Genomic DNA, 15,187 nt, shown 5'->3' on the forward strand with positions numbered 1-15,187 from the left:
CCCCCACACAAGGTTACTGGCTCGTGCGTGCGCCCAGATCCCCGCCCGCCCGGGGCCCCGGCCCGGCTCACTGCCGGATCGCCCAGCCCCGCTCCCGCAGCGACGCCGTCAGGCCCGGGACCGCGGCCGGCTCGACCATCAGCTGGACCAGACCCGCCTGCTGGCCGGTGGCGTGCTCGATGCGCACGTCCTCGATGTTGACCCCGGCGCGGCCCGCGTCGGCGAAGATCCGGGCCAGCTCGCCGGGCTGGTCGCTGATGAACACGGCGACGACCTCGTAGGCCGTGGGGGCGGAGCCGTGCTTGCCGGGGACGCGCTCGCGTCCCGCGTTGCCGCGTCGCAGCACGTCCTCGACGCCCGCCGCCCCGCCGCGCCGCTTCTGATCGTCGGCGGACTCCAGCGAGCGCAGCGCCCGTACGGTCTCGTCCAGATCGGTGGCGATCCGGGCCAGGACGTCCGCGACCGGGCCCGGGTTGGCGGAGAGGATCTCCACCCACATCCGGGGGTCGGAGGCGGCGATCCGGGTGACGTCGCGGATGCCCTGTCCGCACAGCCGTACCGCCGTCTCGTCGGCCTCCCGCAGCCGGGCCGCGACCATGGACGACACCAGCTGGGGGGTGTGCGAGACGAGCGCGACCGCGCGGTCGTGGGCGTCTGCGTCCATCACCACGGGCACCGCGCGGCAGAGCGCGACGAGCTCCAGAGCGAGGTTCAGCACCTCGGTGTCGGTGTCCCGGGTCGGGGTGAGCACCCAGGGGCGTCCCTCGAAGAGGTCGGCGGTGGCGGCGAGCGGGCCGGAGCGCTCCTTGCCGGACATCGGGTGTGTACCGATGTACGCGGTGAGGTCGCAGCCGAGCGCCTCCAGCTCGCGGCGCGGGCCGCCCTTGACGCTGGCGACGTCGATGTACGCGCGGGCCGCGTCCGAGCGGATCGCCCGCGCCAGGGTGGCGGCGACATGGGCTGGCGGCACGGCCACGATCACCAGGTCCACCCGGCCCCCGGGCGCCTCGTCGGTCCCGGCGCCGAGCGCGGCCGCGGTGCGGGCCTGGGCCGGGTCGTGGTCGGCGAGGTGGACGGTGACGCCGCGTGCGGCGAGGGCCAGCGCGGCGGACGTACCGATCAGGCCGGTACCGATGACGAGTGCGGTCCTCACGGAGGGTTCCTTGCGACGTGCGGCGGCTGCGCCGGGGCGGACGGGCGGGCTTGTTCCGTTCAGCCTAGTCAAGCCGCCGGGGCGGTGGCCGCCGCCGGGAGAGGCGGTGCGGTAGAACGGGGCCATGATCTTCCATGTGGTGCCCGCGCCGGAGTGGGAGACCGGGCCTGGCCCGTACGCCCCGGTGTCCTTGGTCTCCGAGGGCTTCGTCCACTGCTCGGCCGACCGCGCGTCCGCGCTGGAGGCGGCGAACACCCACTACGCGGACGCGCCCGGTCCGCTCCTGCTCCTGGGGATCGACGAGGCGCGCCTGGACGCCCAGGTCCGCTGGGAGGGGGCGTTCCCCCATGTGTACGGGCCGGTCGGAAGGGAGGCCGTGGTGGAGGCGGTGGAACTGCGCCGGGACGCGGGCGCCTGGGTTGCGCCATAGGGCGTACGGCACGCGCGCGTCACGGAATTCGCCGCCGGGTTGCACCAGGATGCCGCCATGACGACGCCAACCTCCCGCCGCGCGGTGCTCGCGGCGGCCGCGGGCACGGCCGCGCTGGCCGGCTGCGGCAGCAGCGACGACAAGGACACCGGTACGAGCGCGACGCCCACCGGCTCCGCGACCTCTCCCCCGGTCGCGTTCGCCCCCGACACCCCGCACGTTTCCGCCGCGTCCCCCGGCGGAAACGTGCTGGCCAGGACGTCCGACATCCCGGTCGGCGGCGGCAAGGTCTTCGCGGACCGCAAGGTCGTGGTCACCCAGCCCGAGGCAGGCACCTTCAAGGCGTTCTCGGCGGTCTGCACCCACCAGGGCTGCACGGTCAAGGACGTCTCCGGCGGGACGATCAACTGCCCCTGCCACGGCAGCAAGTACCGCGTGGCCGACGCCTCGGTGGCGGCGGGACCGGCGCCCCGGCCGCTCGCGGCGGAGCGGGTCACGGTGGAAAACGGGTCGATCCGTCTGACCTGACCGGCCACAATCGGCGGATGACACCGCCCGAGGAGCTGGTCCGCGACCACACCGTGTACTCCTGTGTGATGGGCTCGCGCGCCTACGGCCTGGCCACGCCGGCGAGCGACACCGACCGCCGGGGCGTCTACGCGGCCCCGGCTCCGCTCTTCTGGCGCTTCGAGAAGCCGCCGACCCATGTGGAGGGCCCGGCCGAGGAGCAGTTCAGCTGGGAGCTGGAACGCTTCTGCGCACTGGCCCTGCGCGCCAACCCCACCGTCCTGGAGTGCCTGCACTCACCGATCGTGGAACGGATCGACGACACCGGCCGGGAGCTGCTGTCGCTGCGCGAGGCGTTCCTCTCCCGTCGCACCCACACCACCTTCACCGCCTACGCGCTGGCCCAGCGCAAGAAGCTGGAGGCGGACGTACGCCGCCACGGCGCCCCGCGCTGGAAGCACGCGATGCACCTGCTGCGCCTGATGACGAGCTGCCGCGACCTGCTGCGCACGGGCGTCCTCACGATCGAGGTGGGCCCCGGCCGCGACCGCCTCCTGGCCGTCAGACGCGGCGAGGTGCCCTGGTCCGAGATCGGGTCCTGGATGACCCGCCTGGCCGAGGAGAGTTCCCTGGCCGCGTCCCGCACCCCGCTTCCCGAGGCCCCGGACGAGGCCCGGGTGGCGGACTTCCTGTTCCGGGTGCGCCGGGACTCGACGCGCAGGTGGGACCCGTACGACGGGGCGGCGCGGCCCGGCGGACCGGGGCGGTAGCGCGGGCCCCCGGCCGGGGTCAGGAGTCCCAGAGCGCTCCGAGGGTCAGCAGTTCGCTCCGGTACTCGATGCGCTCCGCCCACTCCTTCGGCCAGGCGGCGGCTCCGCGGTGGGCGCCCGCGAAGGCGCCGGTCAGGCAGGCTATGGAGTCCGAGTCGCCCTTGGTGCAGGCGGCCCGGCGCAGGGCGGTGAGCGGGGCGTCGGGGAAGAGCAGGAAGCAGACCAGCGCCGTGGCCAGGGCTTCCTCGGCCACCCAGCCGTCGCCCGTCTCCAGGCACGGGTCCGTCTCCGGAGACGGGTTGCGCAACGCCTTGAGGACCCGGTCCAGGGCGTCCAGGCACTCGTCCCAGCCGCGTGCCATGAAGGCGGCGGGCGACTCGTCGTGGGCGCGGGTCCACAGGTCGCCGAGCCAGCGGTCGTGGTAGCGGGTGCGGTTCTCGTACGCGTACGAACGCAGCTGGCCGACCAGGCCCACCGGGTCGGCGCCCTGGGCCAGCAGGAAGACCGCCCGCGCCGTGAGGTCGCTGGCCGCCAGGGCCGTGGGGTGGCCGTGGGTGAGGGCGGACTGGAGCTGCGCGGCGCCGGCCCGCTGCTCCTCGCTCAGACCCGGCGCCAGGCCGACCGGGGCCACCCGCATGTTCGCGCCGCACCCCTTGGAGCCGAGCTGGCTCGCCTGCTGCCAGGGCAGTTCGCTGTCGAGCAGTCCGCAGGCGACCATGCAGGTGCGGCCGGGGGCCCGGTTGTTGTCCGGGGAGTGGTACCAGCGCACGAACCCCTCCCGCACCGGCCGCTCCAGGCGGCGCGGGCCGAGCAGGCCGCGGTCCATGGCGGCCCGGATGCCTTGGCCGACCGCCAGGGTCATCTGGGTGTCGTCGGTGACGACCGCCGGCGTCGGCAGCCGCATCTCCCGCCAGGGGCCGCACTTGGCGAGGATCGCGGGCACGCCGATGAACTCGGTCGGGAAGCCGAGCGCGTCCCCGAGCGCGAGCCCGATCAGTGAGCCCGTCGCCGCCTGCTTGGCCCGGCTGTTCACGCGAGTGGTCATGAGGGTCGTCCTTCCGGCCGCAGGAGCGGGGGGTGCAGCGCGGTCGCCGCGCCCGCCCGGTACAGCGCGGCCGGCTTGCCCCGGCCGCCGGTCAGACGCGCGGCGCCCGCCACCGGCTCGACGAAGCCCGGGGTGGCGAGGACCTTGCGTCGGAAGTTGGGGCGGTCCAGGGCGGTCCCCCAGACCGTCTCGTAGACCTGCCGGAGCTCGCCGAGGGTGAACTCGGGCGGGCAGAAGGCGGTGGCCAGGCAGGTGTACTCCAGCTTGGCGCCGATCCGCTCGCGCGCGTCGGCGACGATCCGCTCGTGGTCGAAGGCGAGGCCCTCGTACGCCCCGAAGGGCACCCACTGCGCGTGCGCCGCGTCGCCGCCCCCGTGCGGCTCCGGCAGGTCGGGGACGAGCGCGGTGTAGGCGACGGAGACCACCCGCATCCGGGGGTCGCGGCCGGGGTCGCTGTAGGTGCGCAACTGCTCCAGGTGCAGGCCCGCGACGACCTCGTCCGGCAGCCCGGTCTCCTCGGCCAGCTCGCGCCGCGCCGCCTGCCCGGCGCTCTCGCGGGGCAGGACGAAACCGCCCGGCAGCGCCCACGCGCCCTTGTAGGGCTCCTCGCCGCGCCGGATCAGCAGGACGTGCAGGCCGCCGTCGCGGACCGTCCAGACCGCGAGGTCGACGGTGACCGCGAACGGCTCGAAGGCGTACGGGTCGTAGCCCTCCGGCGCTCTGGCCGGGCCCGCCGCGCTCACCACCGGCCCCCGGGCGGCCCGTCCAGGCCCCAGCCCTCGCCCCGGAAGGTGTCGACCGCGTCGACGGCGGCGCCCAGCAGTCCGCCGGGGCCCCCGCCCCGCAGCGCCACCGCGCGGCCGCGGCCGGGCAGGCTCCCGGGCCCCGGGCCCGCGAGCAGCCGCAGGTGACGCTCGGAGGTGAAGACCGCGTCCACACGGCCCCGGGCGCGCGCGGAGCGGACCGACCGGACGACACGGGCGCGCGGATGGACCTCGGCCATCCAGCGCGCCCGCGTCCGGGCCGCCACGAGTTCCCCGGCCGCCGTGCACACCATCACGGTCAGCGCCTCGCAGCGGTCCTCGGCGGTCCGTACGAGGTGGTAGTGGCCCGCGTGCGGCGGGCGGAACGTGCCGATCACCAGACCGTGCCCGTACCGCTCCACCGCCGCCACCCCCTCCCGCCGCACCGTCGCTTTTTAATAGTCATGATGACTATAAAGGCGTCAGGGGGGCGCGCACAACAGGCGTGCGCACGCAACCGTGGGGGCGCACGGCGCCCGCGCGGGCGCGCCCGCGCCCCGGCGGGCCGGTACAGAGCGCCCCCGCACACAGCGGCGAGCCCGGCCCCCGTCGGTCAGGGGCCGGGCTCGGTACCGGGGAGCGGGGGCGGCTACAGGCCGACCTCGCGCATCAGCATGCCCACCTCGGTGTTGGTGAGGCGGCGCAGCCAGCCGGACTTCTGGTCGCCGAGCGCGATCGGGCCGAAGGAGACCCGGACCAGCTTCTCGACCGGGAAGCCGGCCTCGGCCATCATGCGGCGCACGATGTGCTTGCGGCCCTCGTGGAGCTCGATCTCCACCAGGTAGTTCTTGCCGGTCTGCTGCACGACCCGGAAGGCGTCCGCGCGGGCGTAGCCGTCCTCCAGCTGGATGCCCTCCTTGAGCCGCTTGCCGATCTCGCGCGGCAGCGGGCCCGTGATGGCGGCCAGATAGGTCTTCTTCACGCCGTACTTGGGGTGGGTGAGACGGTGGGCCAGCTCGCCGTGGTTGGTGAGCAGGATGATGCCCTCGGTCTCGGTGTCGAGCCGGCCGACGTGGAAGAGGCGGGTCTCGCGGTTGGTCACGTAGTCGCCCAGGCACTGGCGGCCGTCCGGATCCTCCATGGTGGAGACGACACCGGCGGGCTTGTTCAGCGCGAAGAACAGGTACGACTGGGTGGCGACGGTCAGGCCGTCCACCTTGATCTCGTCGCGCTCGGGGTCGACGCGCTTGCCCTGCTCCAGGACGATCTCGCCGTTGACCTCGACGCGGGCCTGCTCGATCAGCTCCTCGCAGGCGCGGCGCGAGCCCATGCCGGCGCGGGCGAGCACCTTCTGCAGCCGCTCGCCCTCCTGCTCGGCGCCCGGGAAGGTCTTCGGGGTCCTGATCTCCGGCTTGTCCGCGTACCGGTCGCGGTTGCGCTGCTCGATCTTGGCGTCGAGCTCGCGCGGGCGGGCCTGGCCCATCCGCTGCCCGTGCGGGCCGCGGCGCACCGGGGTGCCGCCCTGGGGCGCCTTGGGGCCGCCCTTGGCGCCGCCGCGCGCCGCCGCGCCCCGGCCGCCGCGGGGGGTGCCTGCCTTGCTGTCGGAGCCGCCCATGTCGTAGGTGCGCTCCTCGGGGCGCAGCGGACGCGGCTTGCCGCTGCCGCTCTGGCGCGGGCCGCCGCCCTGGCGCTGGCCGTCCCGGCCGCCGCCGGAGCCGCCGCGGCCGCCACCGCTCCGGCCGCCACCGCCGCTGCTGCCGCGGCCGCCGCTGTTGCCACCACGGCTCCCGCCGTTGTTTCCGCTGCTGTTACTGCCGCTGCTTCGCATCAAATTTCCGTCTTGTCGTCTGCGTGGGTTTCCGGGGCGTCGGGCGCGTCCGGATCGAACGACGGCACACCCTCCAGGGTCTCGGCCTCGATCGCGTCCGCCTCCGGGAGGAAGGGCGCGAGCTCCGGGAGCTCGTCCAGACCGCGCAGGCCCATCCGCTCCAGAAAGTAGTTCGTCGTCCTGTACAGGATCGCACCTGTTTCGGGTTCCGTGCCCGCCTCGTCGACCAGACCGCGCTGGAGCAGGGTCCGCATGACCCCGTCGCAGTTGACTCCGCGCACCGCCGAGACCCGCGACCGGCTCACCGGCTGGCGGTACGCGACGACCGCCAGCGTCTCCAGGGCCGCCTGGGTGAGCCGCGCCTGCTGCCCGTCCAGGACGAAGCCCTCGACGGCGGGGGCGTACTCGGCCCGGCTGTAGAACCGCCAGCCGCCCGCCACCAGCCGCAGCTCGAAGCCGCGGCCCTGGACGGTGTACTCGTCCGCCAGCTCGCGCAGGGCGTCCGCGACGGCCCGCCGTGGCCGCTGCAGCACCTTGGCCAGGTGCTCCTCGGTCGCGGGCTCGTCCACGACCATGAGCACGGCCTCCAGGGCGGGCTTGAGCGCGAGCTCCGCCGCCGCGCCTTCGGGGGCTTCCCGGATCACGCCGTCTCCACTTCCACCACTCGGTCGAACTCGTCCGTGACGGCGGTCCCCGCCCCGTCCCCGCCGCTCCAGCGCACCACCAGCTCGCCCAGCGCCTCGTCCTGGTCCAGGACGACGGCCTTCTCCCGGTAGAGCTCCAGCAGGGCGAGGAAGCGGGCGACGACGGTGAGGGTGTCCGGCGCGTCCCGGGTCAGCTCCGCGAAACTGACGTCCCCGGCCTCCCGCAGCATCGCCACCACGACGGCGGCCTGCTCCTGCACGGAGACGAGCGGGGCGTGGATGTGGTCGACGTACACCTGGGGCCTGGCCTTCGGCTGCATCGCCTTGACCGCCAGCTTGGCGAACCCGTCGGGGCCGATGCTGATGACGACCTCGGGCAGCAGCTCGGCGTGGTGCGCCTCCAGCCCGACGGTACGGGGGTGGCGGCGCGCCTCGCTGTCGAGCCGCTCGCTGAAGATGTCCGCGATCCGCTTGTACGCGCGGTACTGGAGCAGCCGCGCGAACAGCAGGTCACGCGCTTCGAGGAGCGCGAGGTCGGCTTCGTCCTCGACCTCGGCGGCGGGCAGCAGGCGGGCGGCCTTGAGGTCGAGCAGGGTGGCGGCGACGACGAGGAACTCGGTGGTCTGGTCGAGGTCCCAGTCGGCGCCCATGGCCCGGATGTGCGCCATGAACTCGTCGGTCACCCGCGACAGCGCGACCTCGGTCACGTCCATCTTGTGTTTGGAGATGAGCTGGAGCAGCAGGTCGAAGGGTCCCTCGAAGTTCGCCAGCCGAACGGTGAACCGCCCGTCGCCGCCCTCACCGCCGGCCCTGCCCGCCACCTCCGGGCCCACGGAACCCTCGGAGGCGGAACCACCGGCCTCGGACCGCACCTCCAGCGGCGCGGGGCCCCCGAAGGCAGAACCATCGGCCTCGGGCCGCACCTCCAGGGGCGCGGCGGCCCCGGAGGCAGAACCATCGGCCCCGGGCCGCACCTCCCGGCCCACGGAGCCTCCGGACGCGGAACCCTCGACCCCGGGCCGCACCTCCAGGGGCGCGGGGAACTGCGCGACCGGCCCAGGACGGTCCGCAGGCCCCGACGAGAGGCCAGGAGTCCCGGCGGGATCGGGTCCGGTTCCAGCGGGTTGCGCAGCCCGGCGGGCCGGGGGCGCCGCTGTGCCCACCCGTGCCGCCCCAGCGGCACGACTGCCCACAGCGGGGGCGGGAGAGGCGGCGCGGCCGCCCACAGCAGGGGGAGGAACGGCGACACCGTCGCCCGCAGCGGCAGCGGGAACGGTCGCACCGTCGCCCACCGCGGCGGCGGGAGAGGCGGCGCGGCCGCCCGCAGCAGGGGGAGGAACGGCGACACCGTCGTCCACCGGCGCGGCGGGGACGTTCGCACCGTCGCCCACCACGGCCGCCGCACCCACCGGCCCCCGGAGGGTTTCGGGAAGGGGCGGGGTGGGGGAGGCAGCCCCCGGCCCCCGGCCGAGCGCGCGGCGGCCCTCCCGCGCGGCGGGAGCATCCGATTCGTCGGCGTGGGGCAAGGGGCGTTCCAAACGGGGAGCGGGCGGTACGGGGGCGCGGGCGGCACACGGCCGCACGCCGCAGGCTAGCCGCTAGCGCCCCCGCAGGCGCCGTACGAGAATGCTCGCGTCGCCCCGGGACTCCAGATCCGCGAGGACGACGGCGACGGCCTCGCGCACGATACGGCCGCGGTCGACGGCGAGCCCGTGCTCCCCGCGCAGGACCAGGCGCGCGTGCTCCAGGTCCATCAGCTCCTCCGCGGAGACGTACACCGTGATCTTTTCGTCGTGCCGCTCGCGCCCGCTGGGCCGCCGGTTGGCCGCCCGGGCCCGCCGCCGCTGCTGCGCGGTCCCGGAACCCGAGCCGGTCCCGGCAGCCGCCGGGGCGCCCGGACGGGCGCCGGCGGCCTCGGACGCCGCGGCGCCCCGGCTGCGCGGCTCACCCGACGCGGGCTCCTCCTCCGCGGCCGAGTGCTCGGGCCGCCCCGAGGACTCCTGCCCGGCGGGGTCGCTCTCGCCCGCGGGTCCGGGCACCTTCGCCTCGCCGTTGGTCCGCCTCGGGGCGGAGGACTGGAGTGCCATTCCTCCGGTCGTACGGAACAGTTCGTCGGCCCCGGGCAGACTCACTCGGCGTGACACCGGGCGAGCACCTCCCTGGCGAGCTGGCGGTAGGCGGCGGCACCGACGGAGTTGGACGCGTACGTCGTGATCGGCTCACCGGCGACCGTGGTCTCCGGGAAGCGCACGGTCCGGCCGATCACCGTGTGGTAGACGTGGTCGTCGAAGGCCTCGACCACCCGGGCCAGCACCTCGCGGCTGTGGACCGTGCGCGAGTCGTACATGGTCGCCAGGATGCCGTCGAGCTCCAGGTCGGGGTTGAGCCGCTCCTGGACCTTCTCGATCGTCTCGGTCAGCAGGGCGACACCGCGCAGCGCGAAGAACTCGCACTCCAGCGGCACGATCACCTTGTGAGCGGCCGTCAGGGCGTTGACGGTGAGCAGGCCGAGCGAGGGCTGACAGTCGATCACGATGTAGTCGTAGTCGGCCATCAGGGGCTTCAGGGCGCGCTGGAGCGTGGACTCCCGGGCGACCTCGCTGACCAGCTGCACCTCGGCGGCGGAGAGGTCGATGTTGCTCGGGAGCAGGTCCATGTTGGGAACCGCGGTCTTGAGCAGCACCTCGTCGGCCGACATGCCCCGCTCCATGAGCAGGTTGTAGACCGTGAGGTCGAGCTCCATCGGGTTCACGCCGAGGCCCACCGAGAGGGCCCCCTGGGGGTCGAAGTCGACGAGCAGCACCCGTCGTCCGTACTCCGCGAGCGCGGCACCCAGGTTGATGGTCGACGTGGTCTTGCCGACGCCGCCCTTCTGGTTGCACATCGCGATGATCTTCGCGGGACCGTGGTCGGTCAGCGGACCCGGGATCGGGAAGTACGGCAGCGGCCGTCCGGTCGGGCCGATCCGCTCGCGGCGCTGGCGTGCGGCGTCGGGTGCGAGGGTGGCCGCGTACTCGGGGTCGGGCTCGTACTCGGCGTCGGGGTCGTAGAAGTGCCCCTGGGGCACGTCCTCAAAGTCGGCGAGAGCAGCGGTGTCCCGGCCACTCTCGTTGCCGGCCATGGCGTTCACGTGTAGGCCGTCCATCATCCGTGGGGCTGTCGTCATGTGCGGGGTGGTTGCGAAGGCGCGGACCGCGACGGAGCCGACAGCCTCAGCAGGCCCCGAAGGGCCATGGCCCCGTGCGGGCATCCCTGGTTGACCACCTCCGGGAGTAAATGTCGACTCATTCACAAGTCGTCTTACCTCCTTGGAAGTGACCAGGAAACTTTATCGATAGGTCAGCGTGGCACCATGCCGACGGTTGGCGACTCTATGGCGTGTCACCGGTCCGCAGCAACACAATCCACCGGACCCGGCCGGATGTGTCGGCAACCGAACACCGCTCTGTCAAGGGCGTACGGGCATCAGAGCGCGGGTTTCAGGGGTGCGCGAAAAGGTTAAAGAGTTACGTTCGAGGCGAGTTGAGCGAGCCTGCCGCACTCCGGCGAAAGTGTCGCGATACACATCCGGCCGGACCTTGGGTCGCCAAGGTCCGGCCGGGTGCGTCAGGTTGACGACTCGCGTTGACGAACCGTTTCGTCAGGGGTCGTCAGGCGGTCGTCACGGCGTGTCGGCTCAGCCGAGGAGCGTGCTCAGCTCGACGGTGTCCAGGCCGTGGGCCTCGGCGACCGGGCCGTAGACGACCTGGCCGTCATGGGTGTTGAGGCCCAGGGCGAGCGCCGGGTCGCGGCGCAGCGCCTCGACCCAGCCGTTGTTCGCCAGCGACACGATGTAGGGCAGCGTGGCGTTGGTGAGGGCGTAGGTGGAGGTGTTGGGCACCGCGCCCGGCATGTTGGCGACGCAGTAGAAGACCGAGTCGTGGACCATGAAGGTCGGCTCGGCGTGGGTGGTCGGACGCGAGTCCTCGAAGCAGCCGCCCTGGTCGATCGCGATGTCGACAAGGACACTTCCGGGCTTCATCTTGGCGACGAGCTCGTTGGTGACCAGCTTCGGGGCCTTGGCGCCCGGGATGAGGACGGCGCCGATGACGAGGTCGGCCTCGATGACGGCCTTCTCCAGCTCGTAGGCGTTGGAGACGATCGTCTGCACCTTGGTGCCGAAGACCTTGTCGGCCTCGCGGAGCTTGTTGATGTCCTTGTCGAGCAGGGTCACGTGGAAGCCCATGCCGACGGCGATCTGCGTGGCGTTCCAGCCGGAGACGCCGCCGCCGATGACGACCGCCCGGCCGGCGTGGGTGCCGGGGACGCCGCCGGGGAGCACGCCGCGGCCGCCGGCCGAGCGCATCAGGTGGTAGGCGCCGACCTGCGGGGCCAGCCGGCCCGCGACCTCGGACATCGGGGCGAGCAGCGGCAGCGCGCGGCCCGCGGTCTCCACCGTCTCGTACGCGATGGCGGTGGTGCCGGACTCCAGCAGGGCGTCCGTGCACTCGCGGGAGGCCGCGAGGTGCAGGTAGGTGAAGAGCGTCTGGTCCTTGCGGAGGCGGTGGTACTCCTCCGCGATGGGCTCCTTGACCTTCAGCAGCAGGTCGGCGGCGGCCCACACCTCGTCGGCGGTGTCCAGGATCTCGGCGCCCGCGGCCACGTACTCGGCGTCCGTGATCGACGAGCCGACACCGGCGTTCCGCTCGATGACGACCTGGTGGCCGTGGCGCACGAGCTCGTGCACACCGGCGGGGGTGATGGCCACCCGGAACTCGTTGTTCTTGACCTCGCGGGGGATACCGACCTTCACGTCGATCACGGTCCTTGGCTCAGGGGACGAAGGGGGTGCAATACATACATACCCGGATGCACCAAGGCGCACCGGGAGACACCGCAAGAAGGTGCGGCGGAGCCAGTCTAATGAAGGTCTTCGCGCTGTCTACCCTTACAAACAACTAATCTTTGGCCGAAGCACTGCGGATTTCGTAGGCCGGAGCCTCTCCTTCCCTGTCAGGCTCAAGCAGCCGCTCCGCGGCGCCCCGGTGCAGCCTGGCCGCCGCCGGGTCGCCCAGCCGGTCGAGGGTGTCCGCGAGACGCAGCTGGAGCGCGGCCTGGAGACGCAGATCACCGGCCTGCCGCGCCCACTCCACCGCCTCGCGGCAGGTGCGCAGCGACTCCTCGGGCCGCCCGGCGTACTCCTGTACCCGCGCCGCCTCGCTCAGCGCCCGCGCCTGGCTCGGCAGATCCCCCAGGCGTCGGTATCCGGCCACCGCGGCGCGCCAACTGCGGAGCGCCTCGCCGTAGCGGCCCGCGTAGGTGAGCACCGCGCCGATGCGCCCGTACAGCCGCGCCTGGTCCTCCCGCTCGCCCCGGGCGAGGCGCTGGGCGAGGGCCCGCCCGTACCAGTCGGTGGCCCGCGTCCAGTCGCCCAGCTCCTGGTGGGCGCCGCCCACGGATTCCATCGCGCGTCCGGTGGCGTACGGGTCGTTCGCCGCGCGGCCCGCGTCCAGGGCCGCCCGGTAGCGGACGAGGGCGTCGGCGGTGCGCCCGGCCTGCGCGTCCAGATCGCCCAGATTGAGCAGGGCCGCCGCTTTCTCCCGGTGCAGCCCGTGCCGCTCGGCGACGTCGAGAACCAGCTGGTGCAGACCATAGAGGTCGGGGGCGGCGGCCTCGGTCCCCCGGTGCGCGGCCAGCGCCCGCACCAGGGCCGCGACCAGCCGCCGGGCGAGCGTGTCGAGCCCGCCGTCCTCGACCGCCAGCCGGGCCGCCGCGAGCAGCGCGGGACGGCGGGTCTCCAGCCAGGCGCCGGCCAGCCGCTCGCTGGGGAAGCGCAGGGCGCGGGGCAGCCCGGCGAGCTTCCTGCGGGCCGGGGAGCCGTCGGGCTCGGTGACCGCCCGGCACGACTGGAGCAGCCGTACGGTCCGCTCCAGCATCCGGGCCCGGGCCAGCTGGAGCTCACCGGGCCGGTCGGCGGAGTCCGCGAGCCTGTGCAGCAGCGGAGCCAGCCAGCCGGGCACCGCGTACTGCGCGGGCCGCTCCGCCGGGTCGCCGTAGACCCTCAGCAGCCCGTACGCGACGAAGTCCTCCAGGGTGTTCTGGGCCGCCGAGACCGAGCACCCGGCGAGCGCGGAGGCGGTCTGGGCGTCCGCGATCCCGGCGGGGGCGAGCGAGAGCAGCCGCAGCAGCCGGGCGTTGGGCCCCGGCAGCGACTCGTACACCAGCCGGAAGGCGCGCGCCAACGGCCGCTCGGCGACGGGAAGTTGACCGATGAGCGTGCTGTCGTCGGGCAGTGCGTGCAGCCGCTTGGCCACGTCGGAGACGGCCGCCTGGGGCCGCACCGCCAGCCAGCCGCCGACCAGGGCGACGGCCGCGGGCACTCCGGCGCACTCCTCGACCAGGTTCTCCGCGGTGCGCGGGTCCACCGTGATCCGCACCGCCCCGGTGAAGCTCTGCAGGAAGGCGACGGCCGCCTTGGAGTCGAGGCCGCCGAGGGTGCAGGGCCGCACGTCCGCGATTCCGGTGAGCGGCCCGCGGGCGGTCGCCACCACCAGGCAGTCGGCGTTCTGCGGGAGCAGCGGGTCGACCTGCTCGGCGTCGATCGCGTCGTCGAGCAGCAGCAGCGCCCGACGCCCGGCGAGCGCCTCGCGCACCAGCTGGGTCAGCTCGTCCGCGCCGCCGCCGGGCGGCACCGGGACCTCCAGGGCGTCGAGCAGGTCGCGGGCCACCCGCTCGGCCGGGACGGGCGTGCCGTCCGGCTCGCGCAGAGCGGCACGCAGTACCCCGTCGGGGTACTCGGCGGCGAGCCGGCGCGCCAGCTCCTCGGCGAGGGCCGTGCGCCCGGAGCCGGGGCGTCCGGCGATCAGCAGTACCCGGGCGCGCGGCGACTTGCGGCCGGACAGGGTGTCGAGCCCCGCCCGCTCCACGTCCTCGCGCAGCTCCTTCAACTCCCGCTGTCGGCCGAAGAACTGACGGCCGGTCGTCTCGGTCGTCCCCGGCCCGCTCTGCGCGGCAGAGCCGCCCACGTCCACCGCCTGATCCGTCACGGGCCACGCTCCGTCCGCTGCGCACGAGCCGAGCCCGGCGGGTCTCCGCACGGGCGTTCCGAGCGTAGTTCACCCGTGGTGGGAGGCCCGGTGGAGCGCGGCGGGCAGGTCGCCCGATCGGATCAGCGGATCGTCGGACGGACATACCGCGACTGGGCCGTCCGGGTCGGCGCACCGCCCGCGCGCCACCCGGAGGCGGCCGCTCCCGCGGAAGGCCGCTTCCCGAGGGAGCGCCGGCTCCCCGAGGGGGCGGCAGCTCCCCGGAGGAACGGCTGCCGCACCACGGGACGGCTACTCCTCGAAGGACAGCTCCTTCCCGAAGGGACGGCCACTCCTCCAGGAAACGCCCGCCCCCTCGAAGAGGCGGCTGCTTCTCCAAAGGCGGCTACTTCTCGAAGGGGCGGGCCGGCCAGGGCGCCTCGGCCGGGCGCAGCGACTCCAGGCCCGGCCCCGCCTGCGCGGCCGTGACCGCCAGCGCGCCCACCACCAGGCAGTTGTTGTGCAGCTCACCGGCGAGCGCGCCGCGCACGAGCTCCTCCACCGGCACCCGGGCCAGCTCCATGTCGGCCTCCTCCTCGGAGACCTCGAAGCGCTCGCCCTCCGCCTCGGACAGATCGCGGGCGAGGAAGATCCGTACGGCCTCGTCGCAGCCGCCGGGGGTGGGGTAGACGTCGGCGAGGACCCGCCAGTCCTCTGCCTTGACGTGCGCCTCCTCGTAGAGCTCGCGCTGGGCGGCGTGCAGCGGGTTCTCGCCGGGCACGTCGAGCAGGCCCGCCGGGATCTCCCACAGCTTGTGGCGCACCGGGTGGCGGTACTGGCGCAGCACCAGGACACGGCCCGCCTCGTCGAGGGCGAGCACGGCCACCGAGCCCGGGTGGACCTGGTAGTCGCGGCGGGCGACCGTACCGTCGGGCATCACCACGTCGTCGGTGCGGACGCCGGTCTTGGCGCCCTCGAACGGGGTGGTGCTGGCGACGACCCGCCATTCCTCGGGCGTGTCCTTGAGCTGCATCGATGTCCTCCCGCAAAACAGAAACCGGGG

The 15,187-nt window shown here is 74.0% G+C and carries 15 protein-coding genes; 3 read left to right on the top strand and 12 right to left on the bottom strand.

The window, feature by feature from the left end:
• Positions 1 to 67 precede the first annotated feature (67 nt).
• A complete protein-coding gene (locus ACZ4MU_RS16235; protein ID WP_467876264.1) occupies positions 68 to 1,153 on the bottom strand; it encodes a prephenate dehydrogenase in 1,086 nt (361 codons plus the stop codon).
• Positions 1,154 to 1,277: 124 nt separating this feature from the next.
• On the opposite strand from ACZ4MU_RS16235, the gene ACZ4MU_RS16240 reads away from it, so the two are divergent.
• Genes ACZ4MU_RS16240 through ACZ4MU_RS16250 form a run of 3 tightly spaced genes read left to right on the top strand, consistent with a single transcriptional unit; the run spans position 1,278 to position 2,860 of the window.
• Complete coding sequence (locus ACZ4MU_RS16240; RefSeq protein ID WP_467876266.1) at positions 1,278 to 1,583, top strand: DUF952 domain-containing protein; 306 nt, start codon at positions 1,278 to 1,280, stop codon at positions 1,581 to 1,583.
• A 57-nt stretch (positions 1,584 to 1,640) separates the two neighbouring features.
• The gene (locus tag ACZ4MU_RS16245; protein ID WP_467876268.1) at positions 1,641 to 2,111 is read left to right on the top strand and encodes a Rieske (2Fe-2S) protein; all 471 of its coding nucleotides are present in this window, start codon (positions 1,641 to 1,643) and stop codon (positions 2,109 to 2,111) included.
• Between the two features lie 17 nt (positions 2,112 to 2,128).
• Positions 2,129 to 2,860 (top strand): nucleotidyltransferase domain-containing protein, encoded by a 732-nt coding sequence (locus ACZ4MU_RS16250; protein ID WP_467876271.1) that lies wholly within the window; start codon positions 2,129 to 2,131, stop codon positions 2,858 to 2,860.
• A 19-nt stretch (positions 2,861 to 2,879) separates the two neighbouring features.
• On the opposite strand, the gene ACZ4MU_RS16255 is transcribed toward ACZ4MU_RS16250, so the two are convergent.
• From ACZ4MU_RS16255 to ACZ4MU_RS16305, 11 genes are all read right to left on the bottom strand, one after another.
• Entirely contained in the window at positions 2,880 to 3,905 is a 1,026-nt protein-coding gene (locus ACZ4MU_RS16255) for an ADP-ribosylglycohydrolase family protein (RefSeq protein WP_467876273.1), read from the bottom strand.
• The gene (locus tag ACZ4MU_RS16260) at positions 3,902 to 4,648 is read right to left on the bottom strand and encodes an NUDIX hydrolase (RefSeq protein WP_467876276.1); all 747 of its coding nucleotides are present in this window, start codon (positions 4,646 to 4,648) and stop codon (positions 3,902 to 3,904) included. The genes ACZ4MU_RS16255 and ACZ4MU_RS16260 overlap by 4 nt, the downstream gene beginning before the upstream one ends.
• Positions 4,645 to 5,094 carry an adenylyltransferase/cytidyltransferase family protein gene (locus ACZ4MU_RS16265; protein ID WP_467876278.1) on the bottom strand — a complete coding sequence of 150 codons (450 nt, stop codon included), beginning with the start codon at positions 5,092 to 5,094 and terminating at the stop codon, positions 4,645 to 4,647. Before ACZ4MU_RS16265 ends, ACZ4MU_RS16260 begins: the two co-directional genes overlap by 4 nt.
• A 203-nt stretch (positions 5,095 to 5,297) precedes the next feature.
• On the bottom strand, positions 5,298 to 6,476 hold the full coding sequence (locus tag ACZ4MU_RS16270) for a pseudouridine synthase (RefSeq protein ID WP_467876280.1): 1,179 nt from the start codon (positions 6,474 to 6,476) through the stop codon (positions 5,298 to 5,300).
• Positions 6,476 to 7,051, bottom strand: a complete 576-nt coding sequence (scpB, locus tag ACZ4MU_RS16275) for an SMC-Scp complex subunit ScpB (RefSeq protein ID WP_467876378.1) — start codon at positions 7,049 to 7,051, stop codon at positions 6,476 to 6,478. The genes ACZ4MU_RS16270 and scpB overlap by 1 nt, the downstream gene beginning before the upstream one ends.
• Positions 7,052 to 7,116: 65 nt before the next feature.
• On the bottom strand, positions 7,117 to 8,346 hold the full coding sequence (locus tag ACZ4MU_RS16280; RefSeq protein WP_467876379.1) for a segregation and condensation protein A: 1,230 nt from the start codon (positions 8,344 to 8,346) through the stop codon (positions 7,117 to 7,119).
• 372 nt (positions 8,347 to 8,718) lie between these two features.
• A complete protein-coding gene (locus ACZ4MU_RS16285) occupies positions 8,719 to 9,264 on the bottom strand; it encodes a hypothetical protein (protein ID WP_467876282.1) in 546 nt (181 codons plus the stop codon).
• A complete protein-coding gene (locus tag ACZ4MU_RS16290) occupies positions 9,249 to 10,370 on the bottom strand; it encodes a ParA family protein (protein WP_358835639.1) in 1,122 nt (373 codons plus the stop codon). Before ACZ4MU_RS16290 ends, ACZ4MU_RS16285 begins: the two co-directional genes overlap by 16 nt.
• A 426-nt stretch (positions 10,371 to 10,796) precedes the next feature.
• Positions 10,797 to 11,912, bottom strand: coding sequence for an alanine dehydrogenase (gene ald / locus ACZ4MU_RS16295; RefSeq protein WP_467876382.1), 1,116 nt, complete (start codon positions 11,910 to 11,912; stop codon positions 10,797 to 10,799).
• 145 nt (positions 11,913 to 12,057) lie between these two features.
• Positions 12,058 to 14,145, bottom strand: coding sequence for a tetratricopeptide repeat protein (locus tag ACZ4MU_RS16300; RefSeq protein WP_467876284.1), 2,088 nt, complete (start codon positions 14,143 to 14,145; stop codon positions 12,058 to 12,060).
• 385 nt (positions 14,146 to 14,530) lie between these two features.
• The gene (locus ACZ4MU_RS16305; RefSeq protein ID WP_467876286.1) at positions 14,531 to 15,157 is read right to left on the bottom strand and encodes an NUDIX domain-containing protein; all 627 of its coding nucleotides are present in this window, start codon (positions 15,155 to 15,157) and stop codon (positions 14,531 to 14,533) included.
• Positions 15,158 to 15,187 lie beyond the last annotated feature (30 nt).

The sequence above is a fragment of the Streptomyces sp. NPDC026377 genome, from assembly GCF_055567715.1.